The organism is Mycobacterium sp. 1245111.1, assembly GCF_001673405.1.
Taxonomy (GTDB): domain Bacteria; phylum Actinomycetota; class Actinomycetes; order Mycobacteriales; family Mycobacteriaceae; genus Mycobacterium.
In genome coordinates, this window is the sequence record NZ_LZLV01000067.1 from 1 (window position 1) to 15,484 (window position 15,484).

Consider the following 15,484-nt stretch of genomic DNA (forward strand, 5'->3'; position numbering starts at 1 on the left):
CCGGTACCGGTGGGAGCATTGCCCGACGGCGCACGCTGGGCTTTGGACCTCGTCGAGGTGCCCGCGCGGCTGCGCGGTGCGATGGTCGCCATGCTGTCGCGCGTCGCGGTGGTCGGCGGGTTGACGGAGGCGATGAATCTTGTTGCCGCGCAGCCACAATTGCGCGCGGTCACCCGTGACGGCGACCTGGTCGGTGCCGGCTGGATCCACGGTGGCTCCGACCGCAAACCCTCCACGCTGGAGATCACCTCCGAAATCGCCAAGGCGCGAGCCGCACTCGCCGCAGCCGAGCAGCAGAGCAACGAACTGAGTGCGGCGTTGTCCGGGGCGATGAGCGAGCAGAGCAGCCGCCAGGATTCCGCCGAGCAGGCGTTGGCGGCGCTCAACGAGTCCGACGCCGCCATCTCCGCGATCTACGAGCAGCTCGGGCGGCTGGGCCAGGACGCCCGCGCCGCCGACGAGGAGTGGCACCGCCTGACGCGCCAACGCGAGGAGCTGGAAGCCGGGCGCGCCGACACCCTCGCCGAGCTCGGTGAGCTAGAGACGCGGTTGGGCAACGTCGAACAGCCCCAGAATGTGTCCAGCGAGCCGAGCCACGGCGAAGTGCGGCAGCAGATCGCCGCGGCGGCCGAGGCGGCCCGCGGCGTCGAGGTGGAGGCCAGGCTGGCGGTACGCACCGCTGAGGAGCGCGCCAATGCCGTTCGCGGGAAAGCGGATTCGCTGCGTCGCGCGGCTGCCGCGGAGCGCGAGGCACGGGTGCGCGCCCAGCAGGCCCGGGCCGCGCGTCGGCGGGCGGCCGAGGTGGCGGCCGCGGTCGCCGATGCCGGCCGCCTGCTGGCGGCTCGGCTGGCTCTGGTGGTCGCCGCCGCATCGCAGAACCGCGATGTGCTGGCCGCCGAGCGTCAGCAACGCTCCACCGCGATGGCGGCGGTCCGCGACGAGGTGAACACGTTGGGCACCCGGATCGGGGTTCTCACGGAATCGCTGCACCGCGACGAGGTCGCCAAAGCCCAAGCGGCGCTGCGCATCGAGCAACTCGAGCAGATGGTGCTCGAGCAATTCGGCATGGCGCCCGACGTGTTGGTCGCCGAGTACGGCCCGCAGGTTTCGCTGCCCCCGACCGAACTGGAGATGGCCGAGTACGAGCAGGCCCGCGAGCGCGGCGAGCAGGTCACGGCGCCGGCGCCGCTGCCGTTCGACCGACCCACCCAAGAGCGTCGCGCCAAACGCGCCGAGCGCGAGCTGGCCGAGCTGGGCCGGGTGAACCCGTTGGCGCTCGAGGAGTTCGCGGCACTGGAGGAGCGGTTCAACTTCCTGTCGACGCAGCTCGAAGATGTCAAGGCCGCGCGTAAGGATCTGCTCGACGTAGTCGCCGATGTCGACGCCCGGATCCTTCAGGTGTTCACCGAGGCCTACGTCGACGTAGAGCGGGAATTCCAAGGGGTTTTCGCCTCGCTGTTCCCCGGCGGCGAGGGCCGGCTGCTGCTGACGAATCCCGACGACATGCTCACCACTGGTATCGAGGTGGAGGCTCGCCCACCCGGCAAGAAGGTCAAGCGGCTGTCGCTGCTGTCCGGTGGCGAGAAATCACTGACCGCGGTGGCGATGTTGGTCGCTATTTTCCGGGCCCGCCCGTCGCCGTTCTACATCATGGACGAGGTCGAGGCGGCGCTCGACGACACCAATCTGCGCAGGCTGATCGGTCTGTTCGAGTTGCTGCGGGCCAAGTCACAGCTGATCGTGATCACCCACCAGAAGCCGACCATGGAGGTCGCCGACTCGCTCTACGGCGTGACGATGCGCGACGACGGCATCACCACGGTGATCTCGCAACGAATGCGCGGTCAGCAGGTCAACGAGCTGGTCACGACTACTTAAGCGAGGAAATACGTTGCCGCACGCTGTGTGGATTGCAATCGCGGTCGTGGCCGCGCTCGTCGTCATCGCCGTCCTGGTCCTGGGGCTGGTCCGATACCGGCGACGGCAGATCAGCCTGTCGGGGCCTGAGCAGACCCCTACCCTCGACCGTTCCGGCGGGTACACCGCGTCCTCGGGAATCACGTTCAGCCGCACCGAAACGGCGGACCGGATCGACACCACCGGGCTACCCGCCGTCGGTGACGACGCGACGATTCCGCGCGATGCCCCGCGGCGCACCGTCTCGGATATTCAACTGCCCGAACCCGATACGAGCACATCGCCGGTCGAGCAGGCACCACCGGTTGAACCCGCAACCCCCGCAGAGGCACCCGCCACCGAGGAGATCGTCCCGCCGGAAGGACGCCTGGAGCGGCTACGCGGCCGGCTGGCCAGGTCGCAGAATGCCTTGGGCCGCAGCCTCTTAGGGCTCATCGGTGGCGGAGACCTGGACGAGGATTCCTGGGAGCAGGTCGAGGACACCCTGCTGATCGCCGACCTGGGTCCGACCGTGACGAGTTCGGTGGTGGCCGAACTGCGCAACCAGCTCGCCAGCAGGGACGTCCACACCGAGGCCGACGCGCGCGCGGTGTTGCGAGACGTGCTGATCGCCGAGCTGCAACCGGGTCTGGACCGTTCGGTGCGCGCACTTCCGCATGACGATCACCCCTCGGTGCTGCTGGTTGTCGGCGTCAACGGGACCGGAAAGACCACCACCGTCGGCAAACTCGCGCGGGTGCTGGTCGCCGACGGTCGACGCGTGGTGCTGGGCGCGGCCGACACGTTCCGCGCGGCGGCGGCCGATCAGTTGCAGGCCTGGGCAGCTCGCGTAGGTGCCGATGTGGTGCGCGGTGCCGAGGGTGCCGACCCGGCTGCCGTCGCCTTCGACGCCGTCGACAAGGGGATCGAGGCGGGCGCCGATGTGGTGGTGATCGACACCGCTGGCCGGCTGCATACCAAGACCGGCCTGATGGACGAACTCGGCAAGGTCAAGCGCGTGGTCACCCGCCGCGCCGCCGTCGACGAGGTGCTGCTGGTGCTCGACGCGACCATCGGGCAGAACGGGCTGGCCCAGGCGCGCGTGTTCGCCGAGGTGGTCGACATCACCGGAGCGGTGCTCACGAAACTGGACGGCACCGCCAAGGGTGGCATCGTTTTTCGCGTTCAGCAGGAGCTCGGTGTCCCGGTCAAACTGGTCGGACTGGGTGAGGGACCCGACGACCTGGCCCCGTTCGAACCCGCGGCCTTCGTCGACGCGCTGCTGGGCTGACTGGCGGCGACCCGCTGCGGGCGGCTTGCCCGCGATTGGCTAATCAGCGGCCCGGCCGGCCGCGCAGATGTAACACCGACGAAACCTGTCAGCGCCGCGTTTTGTAACAACCGCTTTGCAAGGTTCTCGTGCAGGCCACAGGCATTTGTCTGACGGGCCGTTCATGCCTGACCGGAGGTGAAAACGAGTGAGTTTCCCGACAATGGGCCAGCCGGATACCGGCGATACCGCTTGGATGCTGGCAAGTTCCGCACTGGTGCTGTTGATGACCCCGGGACTGGCGTTCTTCTACGGCGGGATGGTCCGCGCCCGCAGCGTGCTCAACATGATCATGATGAGCATCAGCGCCATGGGCGTGGTGACCGTGCTGTGGGTGCTCTACGGCTACTCGATGGCCTTCGGCAACGACAAGGATGACCTCTTCGGCGACCCGATGGAGTACTTCGGCCTGAAGGGGCTCATCGGAGGCAACTCCGCCGCCGCGGCCGCGGGCAAAGCCGCCGTTGACATTCCGTTGGCCGGCACGCTGCCGATGAACGTGTTCGTCGCATTCCAGTTGATGTTCGCGATCATCACCGTTGCCCTGATTTCGGGCGCGGTCTCCGACCGGCTGAAGTTCAGCGCCTGGCTCGTGTTCGCCGGACTTTGGGCGACCTTCGTCTACTTCCCGGTCGCGCACTGGGTTTTCGCGTTCGACGGTGTCACGGCCGAGCACGGCGGCTGGATCGCCAACAAGCTGAAAGCGATCGACTTCGCCGGTGGAACCGCGGTGCATATCAACTCCGGTACGGCCGGTTTGGTGCTGGCCATCGTGCTGGGCAAGCGCAAAGGTTGGCCCACCACGCTGTTCCGTCCGCACAACATGCCGTTCGTGATGCTCGGCGCCGGCTTGCTGTGGTTCGGCTGGTACGGGTTCAACGCGGGTTCGGCCACCAGCTCCAACGGTGTGGCGGCATCGACCTTCGTCACGACCACCGTTGCCACCGCGGCAGCGATGCTGGCCTGGCTGGCCACCGAACGTATCCGCGACGGCCACGCCACCACCCTCGGTGCGGCCTCGGGGATCGTGGCCGGTCTGGTCGCCATCACGCCGTCCTGTTCGTCGGTGAACGTGCTGGGCGCCCTGGTGATCGGCGCGGTAGGCGGGTCCCTGTGCGCTCTGGCGGTCGGCCTGAAATTCAGGCTCGGCTTCGACGACTCACTCGACGTGGTCGGTGTGCACCTGGTCGGTGGTCTGGCGGGCACGTTGCTCGTCGGCCTGGTTGCCGCGCCCGAAGCTCCCGCCGCAGTCAAGGGCTTGTTCTACGGCGGGGGTTGGGATCAGCTGTGGCGGCAAGCGGTTGGCGCGTTCAGCGTTCTCGCCTACTCCGCTATCGTCACTCTTATCCTTGCGTTGATACTCAAATACACGATGGGCCTGCGACTGAGCCCTGAGGGCGAATCGGCGGGTATCGATGAGTCTCAGCACGCGGAGAGCGCTTACGACTTCGCGACGGCGGGTGGCTCTGGCTCTGTTCTCCCGCACGCGAGTTTGCCGGAGAGCACCTTTGGCCATAATCGAGTGGGCGACAAAGTAGAGGCGGAATAGGAATGAAGCTGATCACCGCGATCGTGAAGCCATTCACGCTCGAGGACATCAAAGCCAGCCTGGAGCAGGTCGGAATCCTGGGGATGACGGTCAGCGAAGTTCAGGGATACGGACGCCAGAAAGGGCACACCGAGGTCTACCGGGGTGCTGAATACTCCGTCGACTTCGTGCCCAAGGTCCGCGTCGAGGTGCTGATCGAGGACTATGACGCCGACAAGGCCCTGGACAGCATCGTGCGGGCCGCGCGCACCGGCAAGATCGGCGACGGCAAGGTCTGGGTCAGCCCGGTGGAAACCGTGGTGCGGGTCCGCACCGGCGAGCGGGGAGCCGACGCGATCTGATCGCCACATGAAAACGCCTACGGCGTGGTCGACCCGACCAGGATGGGAATGACGCAGCGCGAGCAAGACTCACCCGACCCGCCAGCAAAGGACGTTGTGGTGGGAAAAATATCCGGTGCGGCAACGGATCTCGCTGCCGCCCGGGAGAAGCTTCTCGCCCGCGGCCCGAATGAACTCGACTCGGCCGCCCTGCGCGAAGCGTGGGGCGAGCTGCATGAATTCTGGTTGACCACAAAGGCTTCCGAGATCGGAATCATGCCCGGCAGCGGCTTCGCGATCGTCGCGACGGGTTCGCTGGGGCGTCGCGAACTGGTGCCTTACTCCGACTTGGACTTATTGCTCCTGCATGACGGAATGAACACCGACGCCGTCCGGGACGTCGCCGATTCGCTCTGGTACCCGTTGTGGGACGCCAACATTCGCCTCGACCACAGTGTGCGGACCGTCGCGCAGACGCTGAAGGTCGCCGGCGCCGACGTCTCCGCCTGCCTGGCGATGCTCGACACCCGGCACATCGCCGGCGACGAAGAGCTGTCCGGCCGCCTCATCGAGGGCATCCGCCGGCAGTGGCGCTCGGGAATCCAGTCCATCTTCGGCGAAGTCGTCGACGAAACCCACGCCCGGTGGCGACGTTTCGGGGAGATCGCCCACCGCGCCGAGCCCGATCTCAAAGCCGGCCGCGGCGGCCTGCGCGACATTCAGCTGCTCGACGCGCTGGCAATCGCCCACTTGACCGACCGCCTGGCCGTCGGGGAAACGGATGACCCGCTTGGATCGCTGACCGGCGCCCACCTGACCCTGCTCAACGTCCGCACCGAACTGCACCGCGTATCCGGTCGCGGCCACGACCAGGTGCTGGCCCAGTTCGCCGACGAGATCAGCGCAGCGCTGCACGTCGGCGACCGCTTCGACCTGTCGCGGCTGTTGTCCGACGTCGGACGCACGATCAGCTACCGCGTCGACGCGGGGCTGCGCACCGCCTCCAATGCGTTACCACGGCGCGGGATGTCGGCGATCCGCCGGCGTCCGCGCCGACCCCTGGACGAGGGTGTGGTGGAGTACGCCGGCGAGATCGTGCTCGCCCGCGATGCCCGACCGCAAAGCGATCCCGCGCTGCTGCTGCGGGTTGCCGCGGCGTCGGCCGTCACGGGTTTGCCGATCGCGGTGTCCACGCTGACCCGGCTGGCCGATACGGCGCCAGAGCTGCCGAACCCATGGCCACGCGACGCGTTGGACAACCTGCTGATGATGTTGACCGCGGGCCCGGACACCATCGCGGTAATCGAGACGCTGGACCGCACCGGATTGTGGGGCCGGCTCTTCCCGGAGTGGGGGGCGGTCCGGGACCTTCCGCCGCGCGACGTGGTGCACATCTGGACCGTCGACCGCCATCTCGCCGAAACTGTCTCGCGGGCAAGGATTTTCACCACCAGGGTGGCTCGGTCGGACTTGCTGATCCTGGCCGCCCTATTGCACGATATCGGCAAAGGTCGCGACGCCGACCACTGCGTGCTGGGCGCACAGCTGGCCACCCAGATCGGTACCCGGCTCGGGATGTGGCCGTCGGACGTGGAGTTGCTGTCCAAGCTGGTGTTCCACCACCTGCTGTTGGCCAAGGTCGCCATCCGTCAGGACCTCAACGATCCGCAGACCATCGCCACGGTCTGCGAAGCGCTGGACGGCGATCCGGTGCTGCTGGACGTGTTGCATGCGCTGACCGAGGCCGACTCGCTTGCTACCGGGCCGGGGGTGTGGAGCGACTGGAAGGCCTCCCTGATCGGTGATCTGGTGCGGCGCAGCCGGATGGCGATGAACGGCGAGGCGTTGCCACAGGCCGATCCGCTCGACCCCGAATACCTGGCGTTGGCCGCCGACCGCAAGGTTCATGTCGAGCTGCGGCCGGGCGCCGATCGGCGTTTGCATCACGCGGTCGTGATCGCCCCGGACCAACGCGGGCTCTTGTCCAAGGCCGCCGGCGTGTTGACGCTGAACTCGCTGCGGGTGCACTCCGCGTCGATCAACGTGAAGGACGGCGTCGCGATCAGCGAATTCGTGGTGTCACCGCACTTCGGCAGCCCGCCCGCCTCGGGCCTGGTGCGCCAGCAGCTGATCCGGGCGCTGGGTGGGCAGACCGACGTGTTGGGCACTCTGGAACAGCGGTCGGCCGAAACCAAGCCGAAGCCGGTGGGTGATGCGCCGACCGCGGTCCCGGTGCATCAACCGGCGGCGCCACCGCGAATCCTGTGGTTCGAGGGCGCGCCGGGCCGGCTGATCATCGAGATCCGGGCCAACGACCGGCCGGGTCTGCTCGCGTTGCTCACCGGAGCGCTGGAGCGTGCCCAGGTCGACATCGATTGGGCCAAGGTCAGCACCCGCGGGTCGATGGTGGACGACGTGTTCTGCATCGCGCTGCCGGAGCGCAGCGCCGCATCGAGGGCGACCGGCGAGCCCGGCTCGAGCACCCGGGCGGCCATCGAACATCACCTGCTGGCGGTATTGGGCGAGTCGCCGGCCGCCGCCGCCGTCTAGTTCGGCTGCTGCAGCCACCGGTCGATGCGTTCGGCGACGCCGACCCAGCCGGGCTCCTGCATCATGTTGTGCCCCATGTCGGAAAAGAACTCTGCCTCGGTTCGGTAGGCCCGCGCCGTAGCGCGCACCTCCGCGTTGGTGACCATGCCGTCGTCCGCGGCGCCCAGAACCAACATCGGCGTGTTGACCCGCGTCGTCTTCACCCGTCGGGTCAGCGGATCGATGAGCGAGGCGCGCACCGCCTCGGATTGCACACTCGCAGAGGCTGATTCGACGATGTCGTCGGGCGTCTGGGCACTGAAGAGGTGCTCGCGAACCAGCGGCGCGGTGCCGATGAAACCGGTCAGGTTGCCGACCGGCAGCGAGCGCATCGAAATCCACGGGTGGCGGGTCCAGATCCGGGTCGCCAACCCCAGCACACCCGTCGGTGGCACCGATGCCACCAGCACCGCCGCCGGAGCGTCGCGATCCTCCAGGTAACGCTGCACGACGAAGCCGCCGAGCGAATGCGCGATGAGTATCGGGTGGGCGCCGAGACTGTCGGCGGTGACTTGGACGTCGTGGACGTAGTCGGCGATCGAGCAGGCGTGAAAGCGTTTGCCGGCCGGGCTGCCGCCGTGCCCGCGCAGGCTCACCGCCACCGCGCGGTAGCCGGCGTCGGCGAAGAAGTCGACGAAGTTGCTCCAGCACGAAGCCGAATGCCAGCCACCGTGCACAAACAGCAGTGGTATCGGATGCGCGTCGTCGCAGTATCCCTTGTCGATCACCTCGAGCATGCGCTGATCATCTGCCAAACTCCGCGCGAGTGTGCGGCTGGCCGCACATTTAGCGTCGAGCGTGCGGCTGGCCGCACACTCGCGCTGCTCTCCTCTCCGGCGACAGCCGGCGCCCCCCGCTAGGCTGGGCCTCGTGTTTGAATCGCTGTCCGATCGGCTCACCGGGGCCCTGCAAGGACTCCGCGGCAAGGGCCGGCTGACCGACGCCGACATCGACGCCACCACCCGCGAGATCCGGCTGGCGCTGCTCGAAGCCGACGTTTCGCTGCCCGTCGTCCGAGCCTTCGTCAGCCGCATCAAAGACCGCGCCAAGGGCGCCGAGGTGTCCGGCGCCCTCAACCCGGCCCAACAGGTCGTCAAGATCGTCAACGAGGAACTGATCGCGATCCTCGGCGGCCAGACCCGCCAGCTGACGTTCGCCAAGACGCCGCCGACCGTGGTGATGCTGGCCGGCCTGCAGGGTTCCGGTAAGACCACGCTGGCGGGCAAGCTGGCGCTCTGGCTGCGCAACCAGGGTCACACGCCGCTGCTGGTCGCCTGCGACTTGCAACGGCCGGGCGCGGTCAACCAGCTGCAGATCGTGGGGGAGCGGGCCGGTGTCGCGGTATTCGCGCCGCACCCAGGCACCTCGGCCGACACCGATCAAGCCGCCGGACCCGGCGATCCGGTCGCCGTCGCCGCGGCCGGTCTTGCCGAGGCGCGGGCCAAGCACTTCGACGTGGTGATCGTCGACACCGCCGGACGGCTGGGTATCGACGAGGAGATGATGGCTCAGGCCGGCGCGATCCGCGCCGCAGTCGATCCCGACGAAGTGATTTTCGTGCTCGACGCGATGGTCGGTCAGGACGCGGTAGCCACCGCGCAGGCATTCGGTGAGGGCGTCGGCTTCACCGGTGTGGTGCTGACCAAGCTGGACGGCGACGCGCGCGGTGGCGCCGCGCTGTCGGTCCGCGAAATCGCCGGTGTGCCAATTCTTTTCGCGTCGGCTGGTGAGAAGCTGGAGGACTTCGACGTCTTCCACCCCGACCGGATGGCCAGCCGCATTCTGGGCATGGGCGACGTGCTGAGCCTGATCGAGCAGGCCGAGCAGGTCTTCGACGCGCAGCAGGCCGAGGCCGCCGCGGTCAAGATCGGGTCCGGCGAACTCACGCTGGAGGACTTCCTCGAACAGATGCTGGCGATCCGCAAGATGGGCCCGATCGGCAACCTGCTGGGCATGCTGCCCGGTGCGGGCCAGATGAAGGAGGCCCTGGCCGCCGTCGACGACCGGCAGCTCGACCGGCTGCAGGCGATCATTCGCGGCATGACGCCCCAGGAGCGGGCCGACCCGAAGATCATCAACGCCTCCCGCCGGCTGCGCATCGCCAACGGATCGGGTGTGACAGTGTCCGAGGTCAACCAACTCGTCGACCGTTTCTTCGAGGCCCGCAAGATGATGTCCTCGATGGTGAGCGGCATGGGCATACCGGGGCTGGGGCGCAAGTCGTCAACCCGGAAGAACGCAAAAGGCAAGGGCAAGAAGGGCAAGAAGCAGCGCGGGCCGACGCCGCCCAAGGCCCGGGGTCCGCTCGGCGCCGGCATGCCGGCCGGGTTCCCCGACCTGTCCAACATGCCGCAGGGTCTGGACGAATTGCCGCCCGGCTTGGCCGATTTCGACTTGTCCAAGCTGAAATTCCCGGGCAACAACTAGTGCCGCAGCACGTTCGAGGGATCGGGCTTCCCGACGAAGAACCCATCGAACTGTGGATCGCCGAAGGCCGGATCAGCCGCGAACCGATCAGCGGCGCCGACACGATTTTCGACGGCGGCTGGATTCTGCCGGGCCTGGTCGACGCGCACTGTCATGTCGGGCTGGGACCGGGCGGCGCCGTCGAACTCGGCGAGGCGATAACGCAAGCCGAAGCCGAACGCGACGCCGGCGCCCTACTGTTGCGCGATTGCGGTTCGCCGATCGACACCCGCAGCCTCGACGACCGCGACGACCTACCCCGCATCATTCGGGCCGGCCGTCATCTGGCCCGCCCCAAGCGGTACATCCCGGGCCTGCCGATCGACATCGAAGACGAATCCCAGCTTCCCGATGCGGTGGCCTTGCAGGCCGCACGTGGTGACGGCTGGGTCAAGCTGGTCGGCGACTGGATCGACCGTGGCATAGGCGATTTGGCGCCGCTGTGGTCTGACGAGGTGATCAAGGCTGCGATCGATGCCGCCCACGCCCACGGCGCGCGAGTGACCGCACACGTCTTCGGCGAGGACGCGCTGCCAGGTCTGATCAAGGGCGGGATCGACTGCATCGAACACGGCACCGGTCTCACCGACGACACCATCGAGTTGATGGTCGAACACGGAACGGCGTTGGTGCCCACCCTGATCAACGTCGAAAACTTTCCCGGCATCGCCGACGCCGCGGGAAAGTACCCGACCTATGCCGCGCACATGCGCGACCTGTACGCCAACGCCTACCCGCGACTGGCTGCGGCCCACGAGGCCGGCATACCTATTTACGCTGGCACCGACGCGGGCGGCATGATCGCCCACGGACGCATCGGCGACGAGGTCGAGGCGCTGACCCGCATTGGAATGAGTCCCACCGAGGCGCTCGGTGCGGCGTGCTGGGACGCCCGCGGCTGGCTCGACCGCCCAGGATTGGACGACGGCGCTTCGGCAGACCTGTTGTGCTACTACGATGATCCGCGCTACGGCCCCGAGGTGCTGCACCGCGCCGATGTGGTCATCCTGCGGGGGCAGCTGTACTGAAGGGTCCGACCGGTCAGCCCTCGATGGAGGTGGGGTCGAGGCGATCGGTCGGAACCCCGTTGATATACGTAGCCACACCGTTGCCCATGGAAAAGTCTGGCGGGCCCACCGTCATGAGGTTGAAGAAAACATCTTCTCGCCGGACCTGCAGCTTCTCCTGCAACTGATCGACGACCGCCTGGTAGAACGCGGCTTTCTGTTCCGGACTCGCGACGTCGAGGAAGATCAGCTGAATAAAGATGCAATTCTCGGATCGGTAGAGACCGAGATAGTCGCGGTCGAAAAAGAAGTTCTCCGCCTTGTGCTCGGTGATGGTCTGAAATCGATCCTCAGGCACTCCAAGACATTCGATCATCTTGTCGTACACCACGTCTGCAATGGTGTGGCGATACTCCACCGACTTGCCTTCGATGAGGTCGATCCGAGCGAGCGGCATACGGCTGTTCCCTCCAGAGCTGATGAGGATGGGTGGTTCCTGAGGTGAAATCATAGTGATGAATGACGTGTGCGGGGGGTGCCCGGGCGTCTGCGCACCGAGGTCTCTGTTAGAAACGGGACTGTGCCGATCCCCGAATTCATCGTCGAGCTTCGACGCCACGTCGGCCATGCGCTGTTGTGGTTGCCAGCCATCACCGCGGTAGTCATACGCGACCGTCAGGTGCTGCTGATCAGACGAGCCGACAACCACGCCTGGACGCCCATCACCGGAATAATCGATCCCGGAGAGAACCCGGCGGATTGCGCTACCCGAGAAGTGTTGGAAGAGAGCGGCATTCAGGCGATCCCGCGCCGACTGGCCTGGGTGCACGTGACCCGGCCGATGGTCCACGTCAACGGCGACCACGCCCAATACCTCGATCTCGTGTTCCGGATGGACTGGGTGGGCGGCGAACCGTTTCCCGCCGACGACGAAAGCGTCGACGCCCGCTGGTTCGATCTGGCCGAGTTGCCGGACATGACCGACGACATGTATCGGAGGATCCAGTATGCGAAAGACGGCAATCTCACTGCGCCAACGGTTTTCGAGACCGCCGCGTCATGACATACGCCGTCGAGCAGCTCGCTGAGTTCGTGGTCGATGCCGGTCAATCCGACATCAGCGGGCCGGCGCGGGCGACGCTGAAGCGGAACGTGCTGGACAGCATCGCCTGTGCGGTCGGTGCCCTCGACGGTGAGCTGATCCCGTCGATCCGTGCGCACGCCGAACAGTTCAGCGGCCGTCCCACAGCGACATTCGTGGGTGGTGGCCGCGCATCAGTGGACCAGGCGGCTTTCTTCAACGCCGTGCTGGTGCGTTATCCCGATCTGCTCGATACCTATCTGACGCCCGGCGGCCTGTGTCACCCGGCCGACAACTTCGGCGCGGTGTTCGCCGTCGCCGAACACGTCGACGCCAGCGGGGCGGATTTCCTGCTCGCACTCGCGGTCGCCTACGAGATCCAATGCCGTTTCAGCGCAAAGGTTCCCGTGATGGGTCGCGGGCTCAACCACGCGCTGCAACTGGCGATGTCTGCGGCCGCCGGCTCGGCCAAGCTGCTCGGACTCGACGTCGCCCGAACCGCGGACGCTATCGCCGCGTCCACCGTGGACAACGTGTCGCTGGCCGCGGTGCACACCGAACCGGTGTCGACGTGGAAGGGCATCTCACCGGCGACCACCGGGATGCGCGCGGTGTACGCAACGATGCTTGCCGGCCGCGGAATCACCGGCCCGCGAGGCTTTTTCGAGGGCCCCAATGGCCTGGAGCAACTATTCGACCAGCCGATCGACCTGCGCCCATCGGACCGATCCCTGAATGCCGTCGAGCAGACGTACCTCAAGCAGTACTGCTCACTGATCCACGGCCAGGTGGTCATCGACGCGACCCTGGCCTTGCGCGACGGGCACGCCATCGACGCCAACGACGTCGAGTCGGTGAGCCTCGAGGTGTTCCAGGGCGCATTCGACATCGCCGGCGGTGGCCGCTACGGCGACAAGGACCACCCGTCGAACAAAGAGCAGGCTGACTACAACCTCAAGTACCTGGTGGCTGTCGCGCTGCTGGACGGGCAGGTCGGCCCGGAACAGCTTGAGACAGAACGGGTTCGCCGGTCCGACGTGCAGACGCTGCTGGCTCGCGTGGACGTACACCCGGCAGCGGACCTGACCGAGGCCTACCCGGAGCGCACCGAGGCTCGCGTGCATATCGCGCTCAGGGACGGTCGGGCGTTTCATCGTGAGCAATCGGACTTCGAGGGATCACCCACCCGGCCGATGTCTTGGGATCGGGTTGTCGAGAAATTCCACTGGTTGGCCGAACCGTTCGCGGATGACGCGCTGCGCGGCGAGATCGTCGACGCCGTGCACCGCCTGGACGAAATCACGGTGGCCGAATTGGCATCGCTGCTGGCGGCAGTCAGCCCGAGCGCGCGGCACGCCCGAAGCCGGGGAAGGCTGTAAGCCGAGCTAAAGAAAGATTGCGAGTACTTACTCTCTATGTTAGTTTCGCATCACCCCAACGATGCGGAGGACAGCAGTGAGCTTCGACGTGATCATTCGCGACGGATTGTGGTTCGACGGAACCGGCACGGCGCCACAGACCCGCACGCTGGGCATCCGTGACGGCGTCGTGGCCACGGTGTCGTCCAGCCCGCTAGATGAGGCCGGCTGCCCCGAGATCATCGACGCCAAGGGCAAATGGGTGGTGCCTGGATTCGTCGACGTGCACACCCACTACGACGCCGAGGTGCTGCTCGATCCCGGGCTGCGCGAATCGGTGCGTCACGGTGTCACGACGGTGCTACTGGGCATGTGCTCACTGTCGACGGTCTACGCCGAGGCCGAGGATGCTGCCGACCTGTTCAGCCGGGTCGAGGCCGTGCCGCGCAAGTTCGTCCTGGGTGCCTTGCAAGGCAAGACGTGGTCGACGCCCGCGGAGTACGTGAAGGCCATCGACGACCTGCCGCTCGGGCCGAATGTCAGTTCGCTGCTTGGCCATTCAGACCTGCGGACCGCGGTGCTGGGCTTGGAACGCGCCACCACCCGCGATGTCGAGCCCACCGATGCCGAGCTCGACAGGATGGCCGCGCTGCTCGACGACGCACTCAAGGCCGGCATGCTCGGTATGTCGGGCATGGACGCGGCAATCGACAAGCTCGACGGCGACCGCTTCCGCTCCCGTGCACTGCCGTCGACGTTCGCCACCTGGCGTGAACGCCGCAAGCTGATCAAGGTGCTGCGCAAGCGGGGCCGGATTCTGCAGAGCGCGCCCAACGTGGCCAAGGCCGAGTCGGGCCTGCTGTTCTTCCTCTCCAGCAGCCCAATGTTCGGGCTGCGCAAGGCGGTTCGGATGAGCCTGCTGGTATCCGCGGATGCCAAGTCGATGCCGTTGGCCGTCCACGTGTTCGGCCGGGGAACCCGGTTGATGAACTTCCTGCTGCGCTCCAAGGTGCGCTTTCAGCACCTGCCGGTGCCGTTCGAGCTGTACTCCGACGGCATCGACCTGCCGGTGTTCGAGGAGTTCGGCGCGGGAACCGCGGCGCTGCATCTGCGAGACCAGTTGGAGCGCAACGAATTACTGGCAGACGAGGAGTACCGCCGCCGCTTCCGTCGGCAGTTCGACCGCGTCAAGCTCGGTCCGTCTCTGTGGCACAGGGACTTTCACGAAGCGGTTATCGTCGAGTGCCCTGACACGTCGTTGATCGGCAAGAGCTTCGGCGCGATCGCCGACGAGCGCAAGCTCCATCCGCTGGACGCATTCCTCGATGTCCTGGTGGAAAACGGTGAGCGCAATGTCCGTTGGACCACGATCGTCGCCAACCATCGGCCCAAACAACTCGACAAGCTGGCCAATGAGCCGAGCATCCACCTCGGCTTCTCCGATGCCGGCGCGCATTTGCGCAACATGGCCTTCTACAACTTCCCGGTGAAATTCCTCAAACGCATCCTCGACGCCTACCGAGACGGTCGGCCGTTCATGACCATCGAGCGCGCCGTGCACCGCCTCACCGGCGAGGTTGCCGAATGGTTCGGCCTGGACGCGGGCACCCTGCGGGAAGGCGACCGTGCCGACTTCGTCGTGATCGACCCCGCCGGACTCGACGACTCGGTGAACGCCTACCACGAGGAGAAGGTGCCGTTCTACGGCGACCTGAGCCGCATGGTGAACCGGAACGACGCCGCGGTGGTCGCCACCGGTGTGGGCGGCGCAATCGTGTTCCGCGATGGGCAATTCCGCGAAGGCTACGGCACGACCGTGAAGTCGGGCCGCTACCTGCGCGCGGGCGCGGGGCACCGGCAACTCGCCGGCTCGAACGCGTAGGTCTCG

The 15,484-nt window shown here is 66.8% G+C and carries 12 protein-coding genes; 10 read left to right on the forward strand and 2 right to left on the reverse strand.

Annotation, left to right across the window (positions count from 1 at the left end):
- The 5 genes from A5658_RS11325 to A5658_RS11345 all read left to right on the forward strand — a co-directional run.
- Nucleotides 1-1,878: AAA family ATPase (locus tag A5658_RS11325; RefSeq protein WP_156751398.1), on the forward strand; the 1,878-nt coding region annotated here is incomplete at its 5' end.
- 13 nt (nt 1,879-1,891) lie between these two features.
- Nucleotides 1,892-3,187: a signal recognition particle-docking protein FtsY gene (gene ftsY, locus A5658_RS11330; RefSeq protein ID WP_067334239.1), complete on the forward strand. Its 1,296-nt coding sequence runs from the start codon at nt 1,892-1,894 to the stop codon at nt 3,185-3,187.
- Nucleotides 3,188-3,389: 202 nt separating this feature from the next.
- On the forward strand, nt 3,390-4,775 hold the full coding sequence (locus A5658_RS11335) for an ammonium transporter (RefSeq protein ID WP_067334243.1): 1,386 nt from the start codon (nt 3,390-3,392) through the stop codon (nt 4,773-4,775).
- Nucleotides 4,776-4,777: 2 nt separating this feature from the next.
- Nucleotides 4,778-5,116 carry a P-II family nitrogen regulator gene (locus A5658_RS11340; protein WP_067334246.1) on the forward strand — a complete coding sequence of 113 codons (339 nt, stop codon included), beginning with the start codon at nt 4,778-4,780 and terminating at the stop codon, nt 5,114-5,116.
- Between the two features lie 48 nt (nt 5,117-5,164).
- Nucleotides 5,165-7,645 carry a [protein-PII] uridylyltransferase gene (locus tag A5658_RS11345; RefSeq protein WP_082993096.1) on the forward strand — a complete coding sequence of 827 codons (2,481 nt, stop codon included), beginning with the start codon at nt 5,165-5,167 and terminating at the stop codon, nt 7,643-7,645.
- Here the strand turns inward: A5658_RS11345 and A5658_RS11350 are convergent.
- The gene (locus A5658_RS11350; protein WP_067334253.1) at nt 7,642-8,421 is read right to left on the reverse strand and encodes an alpha/beta hydrolase; all 780 of its coding nucleotides are present in this window, start codon (nt 8,419-8,421) and stop codon (nt 7,642-7,644) included. The genes A5658_RS11345 and A5658_RS11350 overlap by 4 nt on opposite strands.
- Before the next feature lie 133 nt (nt 8,422-8,554).
- On the opposite strand from A5658_RS11350, the gene ffh reads away from it, so the two are divergent.
- Together ffh and A5658_RS11360 are read left to right on the forward strand one after the other, a co-directional pair.
- A complete protein-coding gene (gene ffh / locus A5658_RS11355; protein ID WP_067334255.1) occupies nt 8,555-10,111 on the forward strand; it encodes a signal recognition particle protein in 1,557 nt (518 codons plus the stop codon).
- Nucleotides 10,093-11,178, forward strand: a complete 1,086-nt coding sequence (locus tag A5658_RS11360) for an amidohydrolase family protein (RefSeq protein WP_231997282.1) — start codon at nt 10,093-10,095, stop codon at nt 11,176-11,178. The genes ffh and A5658_RS11360 overlap by 19 nt, the downstream gene beginning before the upstream one ends.
- Nucleotides 11,179-11,191: 13 nt before the next feature.
- Here A5658_RS11360 and A5658_RS11365 read toward each other — a convergent pair whose 3' ends face one another.
- Nucleotides 11,192-11,614 carry a tautomerase family protein gene (locus tag A5658_RS11365; RefSeq protein WP_067334261.1) on the reverse strand — a complete coding sequence of 141 codons (423 nt, stop codon included), beginning with the start codon at nt 11,612-11,614 and terminating at the stop codon, nt 11,192-11,194.
- A gap of 123 nt (nt 11,615-11,737) precedes the next feature.
- Between A5658_RS11365 and A5658_RS11370 the strand changes: the two genes are divergently transcribed.
- The 3 genes from A5658_RS11370 (at nt 11,738) to A5658_RS11380 (ending at nt 15,478) form a co-directional block, all read left to right on the forward strand.
- Entirely contained in the window at nt 11,738-12,220 is a 483-nt protein-coding gene (locus A5658_RS11370) for an NUDIX domain-containing protein (protein ID WP_067334264.1), read from the forward strand.
- On the forward strand, nt 12,217-13,617 hold the full coding sequence (locus tag A5658_RS11375; RefSeq protein WP_067334268.1) for an MmgE/PrpD family protein: 1,401 nt from the start codon (nt 12,217-12,219) through the stop codon (nt 13,615-13,617). The genes A5658_RS11370 and A5658_RS11375 overlap by 4 nt, the downstream gene beginning before the upstream one ends.
- Before the next feature lie 76 nt (nt 13,618-13,693).
- The gene (locus A5658_RS11380; protein ID WP_369830509.1) at nt 13,694-15,478 is read left to right on the forward strand and encodes an amidohydrolase family protein; all 1,785 of its coding nucleotides are present in this window, start codon (nt 13,694-13,696) and stop codon (nt 15,476-15,478) included.
- Nucleotides 15,479-15,484 lie beyond the last annotated feature (6 nt).

What these genes read in the sequence shown, in the direction of transcription:
- A5658_RS11345 (WP_082993096.1), top strand. Translation starts at nt 5,165, where the DNA reads ATGACGCAGCGCGAGCAAGACTCACCCGACCCGCCAGCAAAGGACGTT.
- A5658_RS11340 (WP_067334246.1), top strand. Translation starts at nt 4,778, where the DNA reads ATGAAGCTGATCACCGCGATCGTGAAGCCATTCACGCTCGAGGACATC.
- A5658_RS11375 (WP_067334268.1), top strand. Translation starts at nt 12,217, where the DNA reads ATGACATACGCCGTCGAGCAGCTCGCTGAGTTCGTGGTCGATGCCGGT.
- A5658_RS11365 (WP_067334261.1), bottom strand. Translation starts at nt 11,614, where the DNA reads ATGCCGCTCGCTCGGATCGACCTCATCGAAGGCAAGTCGGTGGAGTAT.
- A5658_RS11335 (WP_067334243.1), top strand. Translation starts at nt 3,390, where the DNA reads ATGGGCCAGCCGGATACCGGCGATACCGCTTGGATGCTGGCAAGTTCC.
- A5658_RS11350 (WP_067334253.1), bottom strand. Translation starts at nt 8,421, where the DNA reads ATGCTCGAGGTGATCGACAAGGGATACTGCGACGACGCGCATCCGATA.